This window comes from Nocardia suismassiliense (genome assembly GCF_900269665.1).
GTDB lineage: Bacteria > Actinomycetota > Actinomycetes > Mycobacteriales > Mycobacteriaceae > Nocardia > Nocardia suismassiliense.
Window position 1 is genome coordinate 3,978,667 of record NZ_LT985361.1, and the last position, 21,081, is coordinate 3,999,747.

The 21,081-nt window shown below is 65.9% G+C and carries 16 protein-coding genes, 1 tRNA gene and 1 pseudogene; 6 read left to right on the plus strand and 12 right to left on the minus strand.

Annotation, left to right across the window (positions count from 1 at the left end; genetic code table 11):
- Nucleotides 1-23: 23 nt before the first annotated feature.
- Nucleotides 24-100: transfer RNA gene (locus tag DBO33_RS17820), tRNA-Pro, on the minus strand.
- A 231-nt stretch (nucleotides 101-331) separates the two neighbouring features.
- Between DBO33_RS17820 and DBO33_RS17825 the strand changes: the two genes are divergently transcribed.
- A complete protein-coding gene (locus DBO33_RS17825; RefSeq protein WP_107656046.1) occupies nucleotides 332-1,060 on the plus strand; it encodes a GAF and ANTAR domain-containing protein in 729 nt (242 codons plus the stop codon).
- Nucleotides 1,061-1,062: 2 nt separating this feature from the next.
- Here the strand turns inward: DBO33_RS17825 and DBO33_RS17830 are convergent, their stop codons facing one another.
- The 3 genes from DBO33_RS17830 to DBO33_RS17840 form a co-directional block, all read right to left on the minus strand.
- The gene (locus tag DBO33_RS17830; protein ID WP_107656047.1) at nucleotides 1,063-1,812 is read right to left on the minus strand and encodes a PAS and ANTAR domain-containing protein; all 750 of its coding nucleotides are present in this window, start codon (nucleotides 1,810-1,812) and stop codon (nucleotides 1,063-1,065) included.
- Nucleotides 1,813-2,050: 238 nt separating this feature from the next.
- Entirely contained in the window at nucleotides 2,051-2,689 is a 639-nt protein-coding gene (locus DBO33_RS17835; RefSeq protein ID WP_107656048.1) for a class I SAM-dependent methyltransferase, read from the minus strand.
- Between the two features lie 50 nt (nucleotides 2,690-2,739).
- Nucleotides 2,740-4,200, minus strand: a complete 1,461-nt coding sequence (locus DBO33_RS17840) for an MFS transporter (RefSeq protein ID WP_107656049.1) — start codon at nucleotides 4,198-4,200, stop codon at nucleotides 2,740-2,742.
- Nucleotides 4,201-4,348: 148 nt separating this feature from the next.
- Here DBO33_RS17840 and DBO33_RS42855 point away from each other — a divergent pair, with 148 nt between their 5' ends.
- On the plus strand, nucleotides 4,349-5,041 hold the full coding sequence (locus tag DBO33_RS42855) for an EthD domain-containing protein (protein ID WP_159080346.1): 693 nt from the start codon (nucleotides 4,349-4,351) through the stop codon (nucleotides 5,039-5,041).
- A gap of 164 nt (nucleotides 5,042-5,205) precedes the next feature.
- On the opposite strand, the pseudogene DBO33_RS17850 reads toward DBO33_RS42855, so the two are convergent.
- A pseudogene (locus tag DBO33_RS17850) lies at nucleotides 5,206-6,069 on the minus strand (LysR family transcriptional regulator); the annotation flags it as partial.
- 71 nt (nucleotides 6,070-6,140) lie between these two features.
- Between DBO33_RS17850 and dapA the strand changes: the two are divergent.
- Together dapA and DBO33_RS17860 are read left to right on the plus strand one after the other, a co-directional pair.
- Nucleotides 6,141-7,046 carry a 4-hydroxy-tetrahydrodipicolinate synthase gene (gene dapA / locus DBO33_RS17855; RefSeq protein ID WP_107656052.1) on the plus strand — a complete coding sequence of 302 codons (906 nt, stop codon included), beginning with the start codon at nucleotides 6,141-6,143 and terminating at the stop codon, nucleotides 7,044-7,046.
- A gap of 27 nt (nucleotides 7,047-7,073) precedes the next feature.
- Nucleotides 7,074-8,609 carry a DHA2 family efflux MFS transporter permease subunit gene (locus DBO33_RS17860; RefSeq protein WP_107656053.1) on the plus strand — a complete coding sequence of 512 codons (1,536 nt, stop codon included), beginning with the start codon at nucleotides 7,074-7,076 and terminating at the stop codon, nucleotides 8,607-8,609.
- Nucleotides 8,610-8,789: 180 nt separating this feature from the next.
- Here the strand turns inward: DBO33_RS17860 and rpoB are convergent, their stop codons facing one another.
- The 3 genes from rpoB to DBO33_RS17875 form a co-directional block, all read right to left on the minus strand.
- Complete coding sequence (rpoB, locus tag DBO33_RS17865) at nucleotides 8,790-12,338, minus strand: DNA-directed RNA polymerase subunit beta (protein WP_107656054.1); 3,549 nt, start codon at nucleotides 12,336-12,338, stop codon at nucleotides 8,790-8,792.
- 244 nt (nucleotides 12,339-12,582) lie between these two features.
- A complete protein-coding gene (locus DBO33_RS17870) occupies nucleotides 12,583-13,368 on the minus strand; it encodes an alpha/beta fold hydrolase (RefSeq protein WP_107656055.1) in 786 nt (261 codons plus the stop codon).
- 10 nt (nucleotides 13,369-13,378) lie between these two features.
- Nucleotides 13,379-13,945, minus strand: a complete 567-nt coding sequence (locus DBO33_RS17875) for a TetR/AcrR family transcriptional regulator (RefSeq protein WP_107660363.1) — start codon at nucleotides 13,943-13,945, stop codon at nucleotides 13,379-13,381.
- Between the two features lie 90 nt (nucleotides 13,946-14,035).
- Between DBO33_RS17875 and DBO33_RS17880 the strand changes: the two genes are divergently transcribed.
- On the plus strand, nucleotides 14,036-14,752 hold the full coding sequence (locus tag DBO33_RS17880; RefSeq protein WP_107656056.1) for an SDR family NAD(P)-dependent oxidoreductase: 717 nt from the start codon (nucleotides 14,036-14,038) through the stop codon (nucleotides 14,750-14,752).
- 9 nt (nucleotides 14,753-14,761) lie between these two features.
- Here the strand turns inward: DBO33_RS17880 and DBO33_RS17885 are convergent, their stop codons facing one another.
- Nucleotides 14,762-15,244: a cation:proton antiporter regulatory subunit gene (locus DBO33_RS17885; protein ID WP_199856678.1), complete on the minus strand. Its 483-nt coding sequence runs from the start codon at nucleotides 15,242-15,244 to the stop codon at nucleotides 14,762-14,764.
- A gap of 141 nt (nucleotides 15,245-15,385) precedes the next feature.
- On the minus strand, nucleotides 15,386-16,879 hold the full coding sequence (locus DBO33_RS17890; RefSeq protein ID WP_234390898.1) for a putative glycoside hydrolase: 1,494 nt from the start codon (nucleotides 16,877-16,879) through the stop codon (nucleotides 15,386-15,388).
- A 224-nt stretch (nucleotides 16,880-17,103) separates the two neighbouring features.
- Between DBO33_RS17890 and DBO33_RS17895 the strand changes: the two genes are divergently transcribed.
- Nucleotides 17,104-18,105 carry a polysaccharide deacetylase family protein gene (locus DBO33_RS17895; protein WP_234391372.1) on the plus strand — a complete coding sequence of 334 codons (1,002 nt, stop codon included), beginning with the start codon at nucleotides 17,104-17,106 and terminating at the stop codon, nucleotides 18,103-18,105.
- 74 nt (nucleotides 18,106-18,179) lie between these two features.
- Here DBO33_RS17895 and DBO33_RS17900 read toward each other — a convergent pair whose 3' ends face one another.
- Entirely contained in the window at nucleotides 18,180-20,042 is a 1,863-nt protein-coding gene (locus DBO33_RS17900; RefSeq protein ID WP_407670614.1) for a family 2A encapsulin nanocompartment cargo protein cysteine desulfurase, read from the minus strand.
- Nucleotides 20,043-20,079: 37 nt separating this feature from the next.
- Nucleotides 20,080-21,012, minus strand: coding sequence for a family 2A encapsulin nanocompartment shell protein (locus tag DBO33_RS17905; protein WP_107656060.1), 933 nt, complete (start codon nucleotides 21,010-21,012; stop codon nucleotides 20,080-20,082).
- Nucleotides 21,013-21,081 lie beyond the last annotated feature (69 nt).

Genomic DNA, 21,081 nt, shown 5'->3' on the forward strand with positions numbered 1-21,081 from the left:
CCGCAGGTCAGAGGGGATTTTCTTGGTCGGGCTGACAGGATTTGAACCTGCGACCACCTGACCCCCAGTCAGGTGCGCTACCAAGCTGCGCCACAGCCCGTTCCGCGCCCATTGCTGGGCGCTCGAAGAGATTACCTCAGGTACCCCCGGGGTAGCGAATCGCCTGGTGAGCGGCGTGGCGAGGGGGGTGAGTGGGGCGTGAAAGATGGTCGGGCGCAGGGGGTGTGACGGAGGAGGGGGGTGGGGGGCGGATTGGTGGCGAGCAGTGGGGGCATTACGCATAGTACGAATGGGCCGTGCGGTGTCGGCGGACCGGAAGGAGAGGGCGGGTATGAGTCGGGAGCGGCGGCTGGTCGAGGCGTTTGTGCAGTTGGCGGACTCGCTGGTGGAGGAGTATGACCCGGTGGACGTGGTGCAGGAGCTGCTGGATCGGGCTGTCGACCTGCTACCTGTCGATACCGCGGCCGTGCTGTTGGCGGGGGAGGACGGGGAGCTGAAGGTGCTGGCTTCGACCAGTGAGGCGACGCGGTGGCTGGAGTTGTTGCAGATCCAGGCGCAGGACGGGCCGTGTGTGCAGTCGTATCGCGACAGCGAACAGGTCATTGTCGAGGATCTGGAGGAGGTGCGCGACCGGTGGCCTGCGTTCGCGAAACAGGCTCTGCTGGAGGGCTTTCGGTCGGTGTATGCGTTGCCGCTGCGGTTGCGGGCGGACCGGGTGGGGGCGCTGAATCTGTTCAGCACCGGCGAGGGACATATGACGGAGGACGATCTGCTGGTGGGGCAGGCGCTGGCGGATATCGCGAGTATCGCGATTTTGCAGGCTCGGCTGCTGGCGGGCCACCGGACGGTCAACGGGCAGTTGCAGTCGGCGCTGCAGAGCCGGGTGGTGATCGAGCAGGCGAAGGGGATTCTGGCCGCGCACGGCGACCTCGATCCGGAGACCGCGTTCGACGCGTTGCGTGGCTATGCCCGCACTACGCGCGGCCGGCTACCGGATCTTGCGCGCGCCGTGGTCGACCGCACCGTCGACGTGAGCAAGATCCTGGATCGCCGCCGCTGAGTTCACAGCCGTTCGTGCACGGTGAGCAGCAGGTGGTCGAAGCGGGTGCGCAGCTCGACCACCTGCCCGTCGAGCGTGTTGACCTCGGAAACGAGCTGGGTGGCCAGGGTGCGCAGTTTGGTGCCGGTCTCCTGGGACCGCCAGGTGAGCACCCGGAACGCCTGGTCGGCGGTGATGCCGTAGATCAGCATCAGGACGCCTTTGGCCTGTTCGATCGCGGCCCGCGCGGTGTACAGCTCGGGGAGCGCGCCGTTGAGGGTCTGTCTGCGGTCTTCTTCGAGCGTGTTGGTGATGTCGATGTAGTACCCGGAGGTGCCGATCACGTGTCCGTCGTCGTCGGCCATGTCGTCGCCGACGACGAGGACGTGGTGCACGCTGCCTCTGGTGTCGATGATGCGGTGTCTGCTGCAGAACGGTTCGCCGGTTTCGAGGGTGCGGGCGAGGGTGTTCGCCACCTGTTCGCGGTCCTCGGGGTGCTTGTGTGACAGCAGCAGTTCGGTGGACGGCCGCACCACTCCCGGTTCGTAGCCGTGGATGAGCGCGACCTCGTCGGACCATTCCCAACGCTGGTCGGCCAGCCAGAAACGGAACGTCCCGGCGTTTTGTGCGCTGCCCGCGCCCAGCACTTCCTCGACCGGCCGCACTGTCTCGGGCCCGATGACGCCGGCGTCGCCCACCAGCGCGGCCGGACCCCCGGCGGGAAAGCCGCCGCCCTCCGGCGTGACTTCCGGAACATCAACAGACTGATCCAACAACCTGCCCCTCTCCACCTCGACCGATATCGGTACTGAAAACGGTCGGCTGACGGGGGCTGGGGCAGCGCGTTCCGGTCGATTAGATTACCCCGGCACACCGACAGCTCGTCGGGAAGGCGCACCGAGTTGGCGCGAGGGCCAGCAAATGTGTCGTGACCTAGGGGTAGCGGTGCCGGCGAGTCGTTCGGGTCCGCCAGTGCGGTGCCGAGCTGGGTTGCGGCACAGTGATTCTCGATCAAGCCCGCCGGGCGACAGTCAGCACATCGGGCACCAGCGCGTCCGGGAGGGGCCTGCGTACCGGTCGCTGCTCGGTGACCCGGAAGCCCGCGTTCTCCACCAGCAGCCGCATCTCCGCAGGCGAGGGGAAGTAGGCGACGTTCTGAATCGGCTGGGGCTGCAACAATCGGGCGAACCGACTGCGCGGATTGTTCAGGACGATCGCGAGTAGCCCGCCGGGTGAGACGATCCGGTGGAACTCCGCGAGCGCTGCCGCATGATCGAAGAAGTGAAAGGCATGGGTGGAGACGACGGCGTCGACCGCCCCGTCGGGCAGACCGAGGTCTTCGGCCCGTCGATTGATCCAATTCACCTCGGGGGAACGCGCTTTCGCCTGCCGGAGCATGCCGGCGGAGGCATCGCAGCCGTACACCACCTCGGCCGCCAGCTCCTGCTGGATGCGCGACGCGAGAATGCCGGTGCCGCAACCGACATCGGCGATCCGGTGGATCCCGGCCCGCCGCAGCTGGTCGATGATCTCGTCCTGCGGCGGCTGGTAGGCGACTCGCTGAACCAGGGGAGTGTTGTAGACCCGGGCAAGCCGATCCCAGCCGGAGGTGACGAGGCTGTTGAAGGCCCGAGTCGGAGCGTGCGGCATGGGCGTCCCTTCTGGGTGACTGGCCTCGATCCTAAATTGTCTCAGACAATTTAGGAAGTCTGGGTCGGATTACCCGACGCGGCGGTGGCGCTCAACGGTTTCGCGATGTCCTCCAGCGAACGACCCTCTGCCCGTACGCCATAAGCCAGCTCGACCAGCCCGGCGGCGAACATCGCGGTGGCGCCGATGGCGAAGGCGAGCGCGGTCTTGCCGGGATCACCCTCGGCGGCCAGCTTGGAGAACACCAGCGGCCCGGCCACACCACCCGCGACGGTGCCGATCGCGTAGAAGAACGCGATGGCCATGGCCCGCGTCTCCATCGGGAAGATCTCGCTCACCGTCAGATACGCCGCGCTGGCGCCGCAGGACGCGACAAACAGCACCGCCGTCCAGCACGCGGTCAACGTCACCGCCGACAACACGCCGGCCTGGAAAAGCCATGCGGTGCCGAACAAGAGAACCGCCGAGCCGAGGTAGCAGCCCGTGATCATCGGCTTGCGTCCGATCGTATCGAACAGCCGGCCGAGCAGCAGCGGGCCGAGGAAGTTGCCGAAGCAGATCACGGCGAAGTAGTAACCCACCCGATCGTCGGCCACATGAAACGACTTCGACAGGATGAGCGCGTAATTGAAGGTGATGGCGTTGTACAGAAACGCCTGCCCGATGAACAGCGCGAGCCCGAGCACGCTGCGCCGCGGATAGTGCCGCACCATCACCGCGGCGATCTCGCGGAAGCTGATGGTGCGTCGCTGGTGGATCTCGATGCGCTGATCCGACACATCTTCGAGTTCGCGACCGGTGTCGGCACGCACCTGCTTTTCGATGTCAACGACGGTCCGCTCGGCCGCGTCCTCCCGCTCGTGGATGAACATCCAGCGCGGACTCTCCGGTACGTGACGACGCACCACCAGAATGACCAGCCCGAACACGGCGCCCAGCGCAAAGGTCAAGCGCCAGCCGATGTTCGCCGGAAACAGGTTGGTGTTCAATGCGACGACGGACAGCAGTGAGCCGCCGACGGCGCCGAGCCAGAACGTCCCGTTGATCACGATGTCGATGCGTCCGCGATATTTGCGCGGGATGAGCTCATCGATCGCGGAGTTGATCGCCGCGTATTCGCCGCCGATGCCGAATCCGGTGAGGAAGCGGAACAGGATGAACCACCACACCGAAAACGACACTGCGGTAAGCGCTGTCGCGATGAGATACACGGCGAGGGTGATCAAGAACAGCTTCTTGCGGCCGAATCTGTCGGTGAGCCAACCGAAGAACAGCGCGCCACAGCCCGCGCCCGCGACGTACATGGCCGCCGCGATGCCGGAAACCTGTGCGGCCGTGATGTTCAGGCCGCTCCCCGGCTCGGACAACCGGCTCGCCACGCTGCCGACGACGGTGACCTCTAGGCCGTCCAGGATCCAGACGGACCCGAGCCCGATCACCACCATCCAGTGCCAGCGCGACCACGGCAAACGATCCAGTCGCGCCGGAATGTCGGTCGAAATCGTCTTCACAGGCCACCCCTCTTCGGTCGATGCGGACCGTTTACCCGGCGAAGAGGCGACTATTCACTCGCGTGTGCGGGTGGCGTTGCTCCAGGTCAGAGTGGTGAGCACCCGCAGACGGGCGGATCGAGACAGGATTGAGCTACCCTGCGCAGAAGTGAAACCTGTTACAGAAAGTGGCCGCGCGATGAAGGTGATGTTCGCACTCTGGGACGCCGGCGATCTGCTCGCCGACGAACTGACCGCACGATTGGCCGCCGCCGGAACTACTGCGCTACAGGTGAACATCGCCGACGCCGAGGTCTCGAACGCCATGCTCCGGCTGACCACCTTCGATGAGCCGGTAGCCGCGGTGGTCAGCGCATGGATATCCGAACCGCGCGAAACCGAAGCCGTCACAAAAGTTCTCGCTGAGGTCGCGAAGCGGGTCGCCGGCTGGCACGTCGAGGAAGCACGCCCGATCGAGCCGCCCGCCGTCCCGCTCGGCCAGCGGGCGCCGGGCCTGGCCAACCTCGCATTTCTCCGACGACCGGACACGCTCCCGCACACCGAATGGCTGCATCGCTGGCGCGACAAGCACACCGAAGTCGCCATCACCACTCAGGCGACCTTCGGCTACGTCCAGAATCTCGTGCTCGACCGCGTCACGAACGACGCCCCCGACATCGCCGCGATCGTAGAGGAACTCTTCCCCATCGAAGCGCTCACCGACCCGCACGCGTTCTATGGCAGTGCCGGTGACAATGCCGAACTGACGCGCCGAATCGGCCGAATGATGAAGAGCGTGGCCACTTTCGGTGCCGACCGCGACATCGACGTCGTACCGACCAGCCGCTACCTGCTGCGCTGAGCCGACCCGGCGGCACTGCCCTGCGCGGCCGCACTGCCCTGCGCAGTCGCACTGCCCTGCACGACCGCGTTGCTCTGCACAGCCGCATTGCTCTCCGTGGCTGCGTTGCTCTGCGCAGTCGCATTACCCTGCGCGGCCGCACGGCTCTGTGTGGCTGCACTACCTTGCGCCACCGAAGCGCGCAGCGCCGAGCGCGCCGCCCGAACAGCCGGATGGTCACCGGTGCCCCGCCGATACGCCAGCAATGTCCGCCGCCGCGTCGTCAACGGCGTCAGCGTGACCTCCGCCGGACACGTCAACGCGCCGAGCTCCGGCACCAACGCCACCCCCTGTCCCGCCGCGACCAGCGCGAGCACGGTGCCGAAATCATCGGCGTGATGACGCACGTGTGGCGTGAATCCCGCTGCCTGACAGGCACGCACGGTCATCGTGTGACACAACGTGTCGGGAGTGCCTGCGATCCACGAGGTTTCGCGATGCGCGCCCAGCGACGCGTCGGACAGCGCTGCCAGATAGATGGTTTCCTCGAGCAGCGGCTCGGTATCGAGCGCCGAATCCGGCTCGACGGGCACATAGTCGTACTCCTGCACCAGCGCTACGTCCAGGGTCTCGGCCCGCAGCGCGGCGGGCGCGGTCGCCGGATCCAGTTCGGTCACCATCAGTTCCAGCCCGGGATGGTCGCGACTCAACGCGACGAGCGCGGGGGACAGGATCGTCCGGACGGCAGTCGGGAAAGCGCCGATCCGCAACGTCCCGGTGAGTTCGGCGCGGCTGGTGGCCAAGTCGGCGGCGGCCTGCTCGAGCACCGCGAGGATCGTCTCCGCGTGCTCGACGAGGGTGCGCGCGGCCGGGGTCAGCGTCACCCGCCGCCCGGTCCGCTCCAGCAGCGGCACACCGGCTTCGCGTTCGAGCGCGCTGAGCTGCTGGGAGACGGCGGAGGGCGTGTAGGCGAGCGCGTCGGCGACCGCCGCGATGGTCTCGCGATGCGCCAGCTCACGCAGCAGCCGCAACTTCCGAATATCGAGCATCAGTTCACCTTATGCTCGAATGTAGAAACGTGAACTGGACCTGAAGGTTCAACGAGGTCACGCTTGTATTCATGACGCTCGCAGGCCTCTTCGTCCCCCTGGTCACCCCGTTCACCGCGGACGGCGCGCTAGCGGCCGATGCACTGGCGGGCCTGGCACATTCGGCACTCACCGACGGCGCGACCGGTCTGGTCGCCCTCGGCACCACCGCGGAAACCGCGACCCTGAACGCCGCCGAGCGCAACCTCGTCGTCGAGATCTGCGCCCGCGCGTGCCGAGAACACAACGCCCCCTTGATCGTCGGCGCCGGATCCAACTGCACCGCTGACTCGATCGACGCACTCGCCGGCCTCAGCTCGCACATCACCGCCGCGCTCACCGTCGTCCCCTACTACACCCGCCCTTCCGAAGCCGGTGTGCTCGCCCACTTCCGCGCCCTCGCGGCCAGCAGCCCGGTCCCGCTGGTCGTCTACAACATTCCGTACCGCACCGGCCGCACCCTCGGCGCCGACACCTTGCGCGAGCTCGCCGCGGAGCCGAACATCATCGGCGTCAAACACGCCGTCGGCGCCATCGACGACACCACCATCGAGCTGATGCGCACGCGCCCAGGCGATTTCGCCGTCCTCGCCGGTGACGACCTGTACGCCGCACCGCTGCTTGCCCTCGGCGCGACCGGCGGCATCCTCGCCTCCGCGACCCTCGCCACCGCCTCGTTCGCCGCCCTGGTGACAGCTTGGCGTGATGGGCCGATCGACGAGGCCCGCGCCATCAGCCACCGCCTCGCCGCGCTGTCCGCAGCCCTCTTCGCCGAACCCAACCCCTCCGTCATCAAGGCGGTCCTGGCCGCCGAAGGACGTATCCCGAGCCCGGCCGTCCGCCTGCCGCTGCTCCCCGCAAGTGCCGCGGCAACAGCGGCCGCCCGCGCCGCCCTGGAATTCTGTTCTGCTGAATCCACCCAGAAATTGCTGGTGTAGGAGGCGAAGAGATGGAACGCTGAAGCGGTGACTCAACCTCCGGATACTCAGGCTACGGGGCCTGATCCGACCGCCGACAAACTCGACGCGGCGGTCTTCAAGGTGGCAGGCGTGGTCGTGCTCGGCGCGATCATGTCGATCCTCGACATCACCGTCGTCAATATCGCGCTGCCTACTTTCCAAGCCGAGTTCGGCACGAGCTACGCCATCGCGGCGTGGACGATCACCGGCTACACATTGGCGCTGGCCACCGTCATTCCGCTGACCGGCTGGGCGGCGGATCGGTTCGGCACGAAACGCCTCTACATGGCGGCGCTGACGTTCTTCGTGCTCGGCTCGGTGCTGTGCGCCACCGCGTGGAACATCGAGTCGCTCATCGCGTTCCGGGTGATCCAGGGCATCGGTGGCGGCATGCTGATGCCGCTGGGCATGACGATCATGACCCATGCGGCGGGCCCGCAGCGGGTCGGCCGGGTGATGGCGGTGCTCGGGGTGCCGATGCTGCTCGGTCCGATCTGCGGACCGATCCTCGGCGGCTGGCTGATCGAATTCCACTGGCAGTGGATCTTCTTGATCAACGTGCCGATCGGCATCATCTCGCTGGTCTTGGCGCAGGTGATATTCCCGGCGGACAAGCCGGAGCCGTCGGAGTCGTTCGACTTCCTCGGCATGCTGCTCGCCTCGCCCGGGCTCGCGCTGTTCCTGTTCGGCGTCTCGTCCATTCCCGGTGAGGGAACGGTGCTGGCGACGAAGGTGTTGCTGCCGGCGATCATCGGCTTGGTTCTCATGGTGGCGTTCGTCTTCCACGCGCTGCGCACCGAACATCCGCTGATCGATCTGCATCTGTTCCGCAACCGCGCGCTGACCTTCGCGGTGCTCACCATGGTGCTGTTCGCCATCGCATTCTTCGGCGGGGCGTTGCTGCTGCCGACCTATCTGCAGCAGATCCGCGGCGAATCGGCACTGATGGCCGGCTTGCTGCTGATCCCACAGGGTTTGGGCGCGATGATCACCATGCCGGTCGCCGGACGGCTGGTCGACAAGATCGGGCCGGGCAAGATCGTGCTGGTCGGCATCACGCTGATCGCGTTCAGCACGGTGTTCTTCACCAAGCTCGGCGTGGACACCTCGTACCCGATCATGCTCGGCGCGCTGTTCGTGATGGGTCTGGGCATGGGTTGCACGATGATGCCGATCATGACCGCGGCGATCCAGACGCTGAGCCATCAGCAGGTCGCCCGCGGCTCGACCTTGATGAACATCGTGAACCAGACCGCGGGCTCGATCGGCACCGCGGTGATCTCGGTGGTGCTGACCAACTTCCTGAACAAGGAGGAGTTCGCCAAGCCGGCGATCGCGGCCAACGCCAACCCGGAGTTCGCGAGCCAGCTGCCGCCGGGCGTGCTGGAGACCGGATTGAGCCAGGCCGCAACGGCATTCAGCCACACCTACATCGTGGCGCTGGTGCTGACCGTGCTCACGCTGGTGCCGGCGTTCTTCCTGCCGCGGACCAAGCCGAAGAATCCGGAAGCGGTCGACGCGATCGCCGCGGTGCACGTCTGACAGCCGCACACTGTCTGGTTTCCCGCACACCGACTTGCCGAACTGACACGCGTGCGGATGTCAGAAGTAGTGCGGCAATGCGGATACCGGCAGCAACGTCTGCGGACTGAGCGGTGGGGACTGACCGGGATCGAGGCGCGATACACATCGCGGCTCGATCCCGGCGTCCGGCGGCTGGGGTCAGCCGGGCAGATCTTCGATGGTTGCCGCTTCGTTCCTGGACAGGTTGATGCCCAGGTTCGCCGCGGCGCGCTCCAGATCCTCGTCGTCGCCGTCGCGCATCTCGATCGCCATGCCGTCCGAGGACAGCACTTCGACGTTGAGGCACAGCGACTGGAGTTCTTTCAGGAGCACCTTGAAGGACTCCGGAATGCCCGGCTCCGGAATGTTCTCGCCCTTGACGATCGCCTCGTACACCTTGACCCGGCCCACGATGTCGTCGGATTTGATCGTCAGCAGTTCCTGCAGAGTGTAGGCCGCGCCGTAGGCCTGCATGGCCCAGCACTCCATTTCGCCGAAGCGCTGACCACCGAACTGCGCCTTACCACCGAGCGGCTGCTGGGTGATCATCGAGTACGGGCCGGTCGAACGGGCGTGGATCTTGTCGTCGACCAGGTGGTGCAGCTTCAGGATGTACATGTAGCCGACCGCCACCGGATAGGGGAACGGTTCGCCCGAGCGCCCGTCGAGCAAAGTGGCCTTGCCGTCCGGACCGACCATCACCTCGCCGTCGCGATTGGGTAGCGTCGAGCCGAGCAGACCGGTGAGCTCCTCGTCGCGCGCGCCGTCGAATACGGGCGTGGCTAGATTGCTGTTCGCGGGTGCGGCGAGCAGTTCCTCGGGCAGTGTTTCGGCCCAGTCGGGTGCGCCTTCGACTTCCCAACCGGTTTTGCCGATCCAGCCCAGGTGGGTCTCGAGGATCTGGCCGATGTTCATTCGGCGCGGCACACCGTGGGTGTTCAGAATGATGTCGACGGGCGTGCCGTCGGTCATGAACGGCATGTCCTCGGTCGGCAGGATCTTGCCGATAACACCCTTGTTGCCGTGGCGACCGGCGAGCTTGTCGCCGTCCTGGATCTTGCGCTTCTGCGCCACGTACACGCGCACCAGCTCGTTCACGCCCGGCGGTAGGTCATCGTCGTCCTCGCGCGAAAAGACCCGAATGCCAATAACTTTCCCGGATTGGCCGTGCGGCATCTTCAGTGAGGTGTCGCGCACCTCGCGCGCCTTCTCCCCGAAAATGGCGCGCAGCAACCGCTCCTCGGGAGTCAACTCGGTCTCGCCCTTCGGGGTGACCTTGCCGACGAGGATGTCGCCGTCACGCACCTCCGCGCCGATCCGGATGATGCCGCGCTCGTCGAGGTCGGCGAGCACGTCATCGGAGATGTTCGGAATATCGCGGGTGATCTCCTCGGCGCCCAATTTCGTGTCGCGAGCGTCGACTTCGTGTTCTTCGATGTGGATCGAGGTGAGCACGTCCTCCTCGACCAGGCGCTGGGACAGGATGATCGCGTCTTCGTAGTTGTGGCCTTCCCACGGCATGATCGCGACGAGCAGGTTCTTGCCCAGCGCCATCTCGCCGTTCTCGGTGCACGGACCGTCGGCGAGGACTTGCCCCGCTTCGACTCGCGCGCCCTCGTCGACGATCGGGCGCTGGTTCACGCAGTTGCCCTGATTCGACCGGTCGAACTTGCGCAGGCGATAACTCTTGCGGGTGCCGTCGTCGGCCATCACCGTGAGGTAGTCGGCCGAAACCTCTTCCACCACACCGGGTTTTTCGTTGACGACCATGTCGCCGGAGTCGATGGCCGCGCGTAGCTCCATGCCGGTGCCCACCACGGGGGCCTCGGAACGGATCAGCGGCACCGCCTGCTTCTGCATGTTGGCGCCCATCAGCGCGCGGTTGGCGTCGTCGTGTTCGAGGAACGGGATCATGGCCGTCGCGACCGAAACCATTTGGCGCGGTGAGACATCCATGTAATCGACCTCGGCGGGGGAGACGAACTCGACTTCGTCACCGAAACGCCGCGCGAGGACCTTCTGCTCGACCAGTCGCCCCTGCGCGTCGACCGGCGAGTTGGCCTGGGCGCGGATATAGCGTTCCTCTTCGTCGGCGGTCAGGTAGATCACCTCGTCGGTGGCCCGGCCGTCGACCACCTTGCGGTACGGCGTCTCGATGAAGCCGAAGGGGTTGACCCGCGCGAACACCGAGAGGTAGCCGATGAGACCGATGGTCGGGCCTTCCGGCGTTTCGATCGGGCACATGCGGCCGTAGTGGCTGAAGTGGATGTCGCGGACCTCGATGCTGGCCCGTTCCCGCGAGAGGCCACCCGGGCCGAGCGCCGTGAGGCGGCGTTTCTGGGTGAGCCCGGACAACGGGTTGTTCTGGTCCATGAACTGCGACATCTGCGAGGTGCCGAAGAACTCCTTGATCGCCGCGCTCACCGGGCGGATATTGATCAGGGTCTGCGGGGTGATCGCCTCGATGTCCTGGGTCGTCATCCGTTCGCGCACAACACGTTCCATGCGGGACAGGCCGAGCCGGACCTGGTTCTGGATCAGCTCGCCGACGGTGCGCAGACGTCGGTTACCGAAGTGGTCGATGTCGTCGACGGTGATCGGAAGTTCGACGCCGTCCGGCGAGTTCATGGCCTTGTCGCCGCGGTGCAGGCGGGCCAGGTACTCGATGATGGTGACGAGATCTGTTTCGGTCAGCGTCATCTGGTCGATGTGCAGGCCGAGCTTCTTGTTGACCTTGTAGCGGCCGACGCGGGCCAGGTCGTAGCGCTTCTCCTTGAAGAACAGGTTTTCCAGCATGTGCTGCGCGGACTCTTTGGTCGGCGGTTCGCCGGGCCGCAGTTTGCGGTAGATGTCGAGCAGCGCTTCGTCGGTGCCGGTCGTGTGGTCTTTCGCCAGCGTCGACATCATGATCTCGGAGAAGCCGAAACGCTCGGCGATCTGCTCCGCGGTCCAGCCGAAAGCCTTGAGCAGCACGGTGACCGGCTGACGACGCTTGCGGTCGATGCGCACACCGATCGTGTCGCGCTTGTCGATGTCGAACTCCAGCCACGCGCCGCGCGACGGAATGACCCGGGCGCTGTGCAGGTCCTTCTCGGTGGTCTTGTCGACCGAGTGGTCGAAGTAGACGCCCGGCGAACGAACCAGCTGCGAGACGACGACGCGCTCGGTGCCGTTGATGATGAACGTGCCCTTGTCGGTCATCATCGGGAAATCTCCCATGAAGACCGTCTGGCTCTTGATCTCACCGGTGTTGTTGTTGATGAACTCCGCGGTGACGAACAACGGCGCCGCGTAGGTCATGTCCTTGTCTTTGCACTCGTCGGCGGAGGCCTTGACCTCTTCGAATCGCGGGTCGGACAGCGACAGCGACATCGTGCCTGCGAAATCTTCGATCGGCGAGAGCTCGGCGAGCACCTCTTCGAGGCCGCCCGCCGAGTTGTCCTGGCCGCGGGTGGCGGCGCGGGCCCGCCACTGCGGCGCGCCGATCAGCCATTGGAATGAATCGAATTGGGGGTCGAGCAGCCCCGGAACGTCGAGCGGCTCACGAATTCTGGCGAAAGACACCCGCTTCGGTGCGCCGGGGACACCGGCGATGACCTGGGCGTTGTGGGTGGCTTGGTGCGGGGAGACTGACACGGTGCGTCCTTCCACGACCTCATGCTGATGAATTGCGTGTGATCGCCTACCCGAACGGAACTCGCACACCATAGGAAGTGAGGACCACGGTATCGGTGGTGATCACAACGGATTGGTTCGTGGGGTCGGACAGGAGGCAGCCAGCGCAACGCATCAAATTACTCGCATATTCGCGGCAGCACAATAGGCATTCGATAATCGGGCACATGGGAGAGCCACTTCGAATGTTTTCCTCTGTGGGAATAGTAACTCCGGGATGTTGCCCGCGTCAAGACTTTCGGCGAAATCAATGTCAGAAGTCGGGCCGCGGCTGGCGTTACGGGCCGACCTCGTCCAGAAAGTCCAGCACGAGCGGGCTTGCGATGGCACGGAATTCGTCGAAGTAGGCGTGCCGTGCGCCGGCGATCAACCGCATGCGAGCGTGCGGGATGCGCTCGGCGAGCAGCGGCGCGTTCGCCGCCGGATTGAAGCGGTCCTCGGTGCCGTGCACGATCAGGGTGGGAGTTGCGATGTCCGGCAGCACATCCCAGGCGTCGTGCCGGTTGCTGGCCATCAGGTGCCGTCGTTTGGCGTAGGCGGGCATGGTGGGATCGCCGACGGTGTTGTACGGGCCGGACGTGCGCGCGAGCCACTCCGGGGTGTACATCAGTTCCAGCAGGGCCTGATCGGCTGCGTTTTGGTCGGGCTGAACGAGCGACCGCCGAATCTCGGGACCGCGTTCGATGCCGTGTCTGCCGCCGGGGGAGGTGCAGCCCAGGACGAGGCCGTGCACCCGTTCGGGATGGCGGGCGGCCAGCCATTGCGCGACCCGGCCACCCATCGACGTGCCGTACACCGCGGCGCGTTCGATGCCCAGGTCATCCAGCACCGCGACCACGTCGTCGGCGAAACCCGCTGTGCTGTAAGGCTCGTCGGGCTTGTCGCTGTCGCCGGTGCCGCGCCAGTCGAGGGTGACGGTGCGATATCGGGTTTCGAAGTCTTCCCGGATGCCGTCCCACCAGTGGTGGTTGTTGGCTTGCCCGGCGAGCAGGAACAGCGGTGCGCCCTCGCCCGCAATCTGATACGCGAGGCGAACTCCATTGGCGGCCTTGGCATATGGCACGGTATCGGTCCTATCGCGTCGGTGGGTCGGTGGGGCGCAGGCCGTCTAGGACCAGTTGCAGGCAGCGGCGCCATGCGGGTGAGCCGGTCGCCTCGCCGAGCAGCGACAGTGCCCACACCAGATGCACCACGTCGTCGTCGGTCGCGTCGGCGCGCACCGCACCCGCCTGCCTGGCCCGGTGCAGCTGCGTCGACAGGTGTGACATGCCGCGGTGGCAGGCCTCGGTGAGCTGGGCGGCGGCGGGATGGTTACCGGTGAAGGCCTCGAGCAGCCCGCGGTCGGCGGTGAACTGGTCCAGCAGCTCCTCGATGAAGCCGCTGAATGCCAGCCACGCGTCCGGTTCGGCGGCTGCTCGCGCGGCGAAGTCTTCCATCGCGGCGAGCCGGGCGGGCAGCAGTGCGTCGATGAGCGCGTCGCGGTGCGGAAAGTGGTTGTAGAGCGTGCCGATGCTGACCCCGGCCCGGCGCGCGATCTCCTCCAGTGAACCGTCGAGCCCTTGCTCGGTGAACACACCCGCGGCCTCCCGCAACAGCTTCTCGCGATTGCGGGCCGCGTCGCGGCGCAACGGTTTGGTCATGGTGACCATCCTACAAAAGTCGAGGGGCTCCTCGATTTCGTGCTAGGTTTTTAAATCGAGGGGCCCCTCAGTTTAGGAACAGGAGATCGTATGTCCAGCACACCCACGGCCGTGATCATCGGCGTCGGACCCGGACTCGGCATGTCCATGGCGCGGCGATTCGGCAGCGAGGGATTCCGGGTCGCGCTGGTGTCGCGCAACGACGCACGCCACGAGGGCTATCTGAAAGACCTTGCCGCGCAAGGTGTCGACGCCACCGCCCACGCGGCCGACGTCACCGACCGGGCTCGCCTGAAGTCGGTTGTCGCCGACATAGCGAGTGAAGGCGACATCGAACTCGCTTACTACGGACCGGCTCCGGCGCATCACCCCGTTCCACTGACCGAAATGGACGCCGATACAGCGCGATCCGCGTTCGACTGGATCTGGCCGGCCGTCGACATGGTGCACGACGTGCTCCCGGCCATGCTGGACCGCGGTTCCGGCGCCTTGCTCTTCGCGGGCGGGCTCTCCAGCGTCCGGCCGATGCCCATGCTCGGTCACCTGGCGCTGCCCTCCGCCGCGCTGCGCAACTACGCCGTCACGCTGCATGCAGCCCTCGCCGACCGTGGCGTCTACGCGGGCACCCTCACCATCGGCGGTCTCATCGAACGCGGGGATATCCACAGCATGGTGACGGCCGATCCGGACCGCTACGGATCGCCCAACGGTCACACCCTCGATCCCGACCGGCTCGCCGACACGGCCTGGGATATGTACCGCAGCCGGGACCGGGCGGAGGAAGTGTTCGACGTGTTCAGCGGCTGAAGGTACCGCTCAGCCGTCGGTGAGGATTTTGGCGGCGGCTTCCAGCCCCTCGGCGGTACCGACGACCACCAGCAGGTCGCCTGCGGCGAAGACGAAGTCCGGGCCCGGTGAGGGGATGACCGCACCGCCCCGCATGATCGCCACGATGGAACACCGTGTCCGGCTGCGCATCTCGGTATCGCCGAGCGGGCGGCCGGCATAGGGGGAGTCATCGAGAATCAGCAACTGCCGGGTATTCACGCCGTCGAACTCGCGGTGCTCGTCCCGTAGCTGCGCGATCAGCTGCGGGGCGCCCAGTAAGTTGGCCAGCGCGGCCGCCTCCGACGCCGACAGCGGAATCTGATCCGTGGCTTCCGGATTGTCGGCTTTGCTGACGATCAGATAGATCGTGCCGTCCTTGTGATCGATGACCCCGATCCGGCGGCGACCGCCCTTGACCGGAAAGTCCTTGCGCACACCGATACCCGGTAGGCGCGTCACTTCAACGTTCACCACACCAGCGTAACCGCGCCGGTCACGTGAGGTGTGGTCATGCTTATTCATCATAACCGATCGGTCGTTCACATTATATTTTTGCAGGTAGCCGGCCCAGGCCTGCGCCGCGCCTGGGCCGTTCGCACCTGTGCGCTCGGGTCAGTCCGAGGGGCCCGCGAGGTGATAACGCACCGTCGGGCTCCAGAGGAAGAAGCCGTTGACGCCCGCGTCGTTCGCGGCGTCGATCTGCGCACGCACCTCGGCGGGTCCGTAGTTCACGCCCAGGCTGAAGTCCTGCAACCACGGGACGATCTGGGCGCCGGTGCCCTGGGTTTGGGTGCGGAAGTCCTGCAACGACCGGAAGGTGATGTCGTAGGGCTGGGCGTTCGGGTTGGCGACACCGTATTCGCCGGGGTTCCAATGGGAGGGGTACACCATGGGGGCGATGTAGTCGACGTACTTGGACATCAGCGGAATGTCCTGGGCGATCTGATCGGGACGGGTGGAGGCGATGCCGAACACGGCGGCACTTTGATCAGCGCCCGCATCACGCACCGGATCGCGGCTCTCCCTGAGGAACTCGGCGATGGAGACGGTCGGCGACACCGTTGCGCCGGGGAAATGCATCTGCGACAGTGCGCCGTCCGGACGCCGGATGTAGTCGTACATGATGCCGTCGAAGCCGAGTTTCGCCCCCTCGACCGCGAGATCGATGTTGTATTTGCGCATCTCGGGGTTCGCGAAGTTGGTGAAGGCGATCGGGCCGTACTTGCTGGAGTACGGCTGACCCGAGGGGGTTTGCACGACCCAGTCGGAACGCCCTGTCTGCCAGGCCCATTCGGCCATCGTCTTGTCCCGGAAAGCGACGATCCGGCCGACTACGCGGATGCCCATGTCGTGTAATTGCCGCAATGCCGTGGGAGCGTCGTAGATCGGGGTGACCGCGCCCGACTCCCGGGCGAGCGGTACTTGGGAGTCGTAGCCCACGACGCCGTCCTCGTCCTTGATGTCGAGCTGCACGGTGTTGATGCGTCCGTCGCGGGCCATGGCCAGCACATCCTCGCGCAGCCCGTCGTCCGCCCAGCCGTATGCCGTCACGTGGACCGCCTTGATCTTGGGCTGTTCCACCGCTGCCGTGATCGCCGCGGTGGTTCGGTTTCCCGCGCCGTCGACGGCAACGACCTCGGCGCCGGTCTGGATCCGGGGCAGGGTTATCTCGAACGCGCCGTCGGCGGCCGGGGTCACCGACTGGGCGCCGACCGAGACGCGTTCGGCGCCTTTTGCCTTGCCGCGCAAAGTAACCGGCTGGCGGTAGGAAGTCACGCCCGCGGGTTGGGTCAGTTCCAGGGCCGGTGGCTCGTTGTCCACCGTGAATGTCTTGGATACGCCGGGGCCGGTGCGCAGGAAGCCCAGCACGCTCGGCGGGATCTCGGCGGTGAATTTGTGCTCGCCATCGGGCAGTGCGCCGGGGCGGTACACCACGGTATTGCCTTCGACGGTGCCGGCGACCGGCGCACCATTGAGCTCGAGTCGCATAGCGGCGGGGTCGTGTTCACCCGCGTCCACCCGCAATGTCGTGGCGGACAGGGTAGTCGCGCCGATCAGCGTGTTCGGGAGGCCGGCCAGGCTCAAGCCCTTGGGTTCGGTACGCACCCAGCTGAGGGTCACAGAAGCGACAAGAATTGATAAGACTGAGATAACCAGGACCGCCGCCAACCGCCGGTGTCCTGTAACGCCTAGTCTTTCTAGCAACGCGCACACCAACTTTCGTCCGAAGATGATCAACTATCGCGGGTTCGGCCCGCGGCCGTCGCTACTTTGCCGGTGTTTCATGTGCAACGAAATGGTCGCGCTCCCGTACTGTTCGCGCGGTGGCGATGAACGCGACCTACGGTGTTCGAGTTATGTTGTCGGTGCTGGTGTGCACGGCCGCGGCCTGCACGGCGGACGCCGAACCAGTCGATCCACAGCGTGCGCTAGCGGAAACGCCGCCGCCCGCGAGCAGTCCGCCGCCCGATCCCGCCGCGGTGGGCGCCAACGAGCTCGGCGTCGTGCCGATACTGATGTACCACCAGCTGGCGGCCGCGCCGGACAGCGAATACGACCAGACGCCAGCCAAATTCCGCGCTGAGCTCGATCGGCTGTATCGCGAGAACTACCGTCCGGTGACCGCCGCCGCGTACATCTCCGGCGCCGTCGACCTCCCGGCCGGCACCCATCCGGTGGTGCTCACCTTCGACGACTCCACCCTCAGCCAGCTCACCTTCACCGCGGACGGTCAGGTCGCGCCCGACACCGCCATCGGCATCCTCGAACAGTTCCGCACCGAGCATCCCGACTTCGCGCCCACCGCAACGTTCTACGTCAACAATGAGCCGTTCGGCAATGATCCGCGCGCGCTGTCCTGGCTGGCCGAACACGGTTACGAGATCGGCGCGCACACCGCGAGCCACGCGAACCTCGCCCAGCTGGACAGCACCGGAGTCCAACGCGAGCTGGCAGACAACGTGCGCGCCATCGGGTCGGCGGCGCCCGGTCGGGTACGGACAATGGCGTTGCCGCTCGGCATTTCCCCGGCCGACCGGGCCCTGGCCACGGCGGGTAGCTGGGACGGCACGAACTATGCGTTCGAGGGCGTGATGCTGGTCGGCTCGAACCCGGCGCCGTCGCACTACGGTGACCTCGATCCCACGGCGGTGCCCCGAATCCGTTCGGGCGCAACGCCGGTCGACTTCGACTCCACCTACTGGCTGGACCGGCTCGCCGCGGATCCGCAGCAGCGTTACACCTCCGACGGTAATCCACAGCAGATCTCCTTCCCTGCGCGCTTATCCGGGACACTGAATTCGCGGTGGTCGGGTCAGGCGAAGCCGTACTGAGTGACTGTCGCTGGTGCCCAGTCCTTTACGTCAGCTGTATGGGTGGGCGGCTGACGTAAAGGACTGGCGGGGGATCACCGCGGCGAACGAGCCGCGAGCTGGTCGAGCGCCGCTACCATCCGGTCGATTTCGGCGCAGGTGTTGTAGAAGGCGAACGACGGACGCACCGTCGCCTCCAGGCCGAGCCGGCGCAGGATCGGTTGCGCGCAATGATGACCCGCGCGGACCGCGATGCCCTGCTCGTTCAACGCCCGGCCGACCTCGATCGGCTCGTAACCGTCCATGACGAAGGAGAGCACGCTCGCCTTGTCGGCGGCGGTGCCCACCAGCCGGACCCCGCGCACCGCGGCGACCCGGGGTGTCGCGTACTCGAGCAGGTGGTGCTCGTAGCGCGCGATGGCGTCCATGCCGAGACGTTCGACGTATTCGATGGCCGCGCCGAGCCCGACCGCGTCGGCGATATTGCCGGTGCCCGCCTCGAAACGTCCCGGTGGCGGTTGGAACAGTGAACGCTCCAGGGTGACGTCGCTGATCATGTTGCCGCCGCCCTGCCACGGTGGAACGTCTTGCAGTATCTCGGATTTTCCGTAGACCACGCCGATTCCGGTGGGCCCGAACAGTTTGTGCCCGGAGAACACGAAGAAGTCGGCGCCGATCGAGCGCACGTCGATGCTGGTGTGCGGGACCGATTGGGCGCCGTCGACGAGGGTGACCGCCCCGGCGCGCTGTGCCTCGGCGACGATCTCGCGCACCGGGGTGATGGTGCCGAGGGCGTTCGAGACATGCGTCACCGAAACGAGTTTCGTTCGATCGGACAGCAACCTGGTGTATTCGCCGAGCAGCAGCTCGCCGTTGTCGTCCACCGGAATGACCTTCAGCTGCGCGCCGGTCTCGGCGGCCAGCATCTGCCACGGGACGATGTTCGCGTGGTGTTCCAGGTGCGAGATGATGATCTCGTCGCCTGCGCGAATGTTCTTGCGGCCCCAGGTCTGTGCGATCAGGTTGATGCCCTCGGTGGCGCCGCGGACGAAGATGATCTCCTCGGCCGAGGACGCGCCGATGAACCGGGCCACGATGTCGCGGGCCTGCTCGTAGGCGTCGGTGGAGCGCGCCGCCAATTCGTGTGCGGCCCGGTGGATGTTGGAGTTCTCGTGCTCATAGAAGCGGGTGATGCGCTCGATCACCGACCGCGGCTTCTGCGTCGTCGCGGCGTTGTCGAACCACACCAGCGGATGGCCGTTCACCTGTTCCCGCAGGATCGGGAAGTCGTTGCGCACCGCGTATACGTCGAACGGTGGGTGCGCGTCCGGCAGGTAGGTCGGCGCGGTGGTGCCCGTTGATGTCGGCGCATCCAGGAAGTAGAAGCTCGGTGTCGCGGACGACGTGGGTTCGGGAAAACGTTGCGGCGACAGCACTTCGCGCAACGACGGTATCGCGGTCAAGAACGGGTCGTTGTGGATGCCCGAGGTACTGACCGGTGGGTGCGCGGATTGTCCCGCCGCGTCGGCCATCGGCACGTCGCGTCCCCAACCCGGCACCGACGGCGCAGGTGTGCTGCCACCGGGCGGTGTGGTGCCCAAAAGCCCTTGTGCACCTGATGATGTGCGGCCGCCAGGGGCAGTAGTGCCGTACACACCCGGGACAGATGGTTCCGCCGTGCGGCCACCGGGCGTAGTGCCCGAAACCTCCTGTGCGCCTGACGTTGCCGTCACCGGCGGATGTCCACCTGGGTGCGGCGCGCCCGAAAACCCGGGTGCACCAACCGCCGTCGCCGTCGGCACCGGAGACGGTACCGGCACGTTCGGCGGGGAGGTCGGTAGATCCGGTTGTGCCACACTCGGGCCCATCGGTGCGGCGGGGAGTCCCGCCGACGCCGACGGCAGCGCCGAGAAGAAGGCTCCGGCAAGGCGATTCAGCGTCGCCTCGTCCGGCAGCATCCACTCGGCGCCGCCATCGTCGGATGGGCGCGAGATGTCAGCTCCGGTAGGTCGGTGCGTAGTCATGGAACTTGCCCACCTCGGCTCCGTCGAGCACTGCTACCGCGTCGTCGGTCAGAATCGCCAGCGAGCAGTACAGCGACACGAGATACGACGCGATCGCGCTGCGATCAATACCCATGAACTTCACCGAAAGACCCGGTCCCTGTTCGCCGGCCAGGCCGGGCTGATAGAGACCGACCACGCCCTGCCTGGCTTCGCCGGTGCGAATCAGCAGGAACTTGGTCTTGCCGCGATCCACCGGAACCTTGTCCGACGGAATGATCGGAATGCCACGCCAGGTCAGGAACTGTGACCCGAACATGCTCACCGTCGGCGGCGGCACACCGCGCCGGGTGCATTCCCTGCCGAAGGCCGCGATGCCCTGCGGATGAGTAAGGAAGAACCCGGGTTCTTTCCACACCTTCGTGATCATATTGTCGAGATCGTCGGGCGTCGGCGGTCCGGCGATCGTCGCCAGCCGCTGCTTTTTCGCGGCATTCGCGATGAGCCCATAGTCAGGGCTGTTGATCAGCTCGCCCTCTTGGTGCTCTTTGATCGCTTCGATGGTGAGCCGCAACTGCTGAGCAATCTGGTCGTGCGGGCTCGAATACAAATCTGAAACGCGCGTGTGCACGTCGAGAATCGTGTGCACCGCTTTGAGTCGATACTCGCGCGGGTCGCGTTCGTAGTCGATAAATGTCTCCGGCAGCGGAGACTCGTCGAAGTTATCGCACTGAATATCGACGGTTTGTTCGTGGGTTACCCGGTTGCGCCGGTAGATACCGGCCTCGACAGGAACCCAGTTCAGCAGATGAACCAACCACCGTGGGGTGATCGACTCCATCTGCGGAACGGTTTTCGTGGCATTAGCCAGTGTCCGGGCAGCATCATCGCCCAGCGCAACAGGCCGTGGAACAGCTTTCGTCATCGAACCACCTCGGGATCGGCAAATCCACCGTTACCAGCTCGATCATGCTAATCCTCGGTTTCCGTAATG